This is a genomic window from Collinsella sp. SGI.178, assembly GCF_050313495.1.
Lineage (GTDB): Bacteria > Actinomycetota > Coriobacteriia > Coriobacteriales > Coriobacteriaceae > Collinsella.
Genome location: NZ_JBNPLM010000053.1, coordinates 1 through 1,060 on the forward strand (window position 1 = coordinate 1; position 1,060 = coordinate 1,060).

At 69.7% G+C, this 1,060-nt stretch carries 1 protein-coding gene; it reads right to left on the reverse strand.

Annotation, left to right across the window (positions count from 1 at the left end; translation table 11 throughout):
* A partial coding sequence (locus ACQRAQ_RS08595; protein WP_427794553.1) for an IS256 family transposase occupies window positions 1–982 on the reverse strand: 982 nt, incomplete at its 3' end.
* Window positions 983–1,060: the final 78 nt, after the last annotated feature.

Below are 1,060 nucleotides of genomic sequence, written 5' to 3' on the forward strand. Positions count from 1 at the left end.
GCTTCCAGTGGGTCGGCGGGAAGTCGAGGTAGGCCAGCGCGTCGGGCTCGGCCTCCTCCAGCACCGCCGCCGCCCTGGGGCAGCACCCCGCCAGCATGTCGCACGCCGCGTGGTACATGGCCGTCACGGTGGCGGCGTCGCGCCCGCGGAACACCTGCGACACGATCCTGCCCACGCGGCGCCTGAGCTGCCAGGAGCCGGCCTCGCGCATGCAGTCGCGCATGAGGTGGACCGCGCAGCGCTGCCACGCGGCGCCCTGGAAGACCTCGCCGAGCGCCCGGACGAGCCCCGGGTGGGCGTCCGAGACGACGAGCCGCACGCCCGCCGCCCCGCGCGCGCGGATAGCCCGCAGGAAGGCGAGCCACGAGTCGTAAGACTCGGTGTCAACCACGTCGACACCGAGGACGCGCCTCCAGCCGCCCGCATCGCAGCCGATGGCGGTGACCACGGCGGTGGAGGCGACGCGCCCCTCGCGGCGGCACTTGACGTAGGTCGCGTCGAGCCAGACGTAGGGCACCGGCGAGCCGTCGAGCGGCCTTCCGCACAGATCCTCGATGTCTGCGTCCAGGCTCGAGGCGATTGCGCTCACCTGGTCCTTCGAGAGCCTGGAGACGCCCATCTTCTCGGCCACCCTCTGCACCTTGCGGGTGCTCGTGCCCGTGGCGTACATCTCGGCGACGGCGGCGACGAGGGCGCGGTCGACGCGCTGGTAGCGCTCGAGCACGTCCTCCGGGAAGAAGCTGCCGGAGCGCAGCTTGGGGATGCGCAGCGTCAGCGTGCCGACGCAGGTGGCGAGCGACCTCTCGCGGTAGCCGTTTCGGCTGTTCGCCCCGCCACCGCAGAGCTGGTCGGCCTCGGCGTCCATCACGGCGTTCACGACCTGCTCGGCGAGTCTGCGAAGCAGCTCCTGCATATCGATGGCGCCGTCGTCGAAACGGGGCACAGCGAGCATGTCCGGCGTCGGGTCTGATAAGATTTCCATAGCGGTCTTCGTCCTTTCCTAGAACCTGTTGTTGTGGTGATTTCAGATTCTAGGACGAAGGCCGTTCTTCGTTAAACG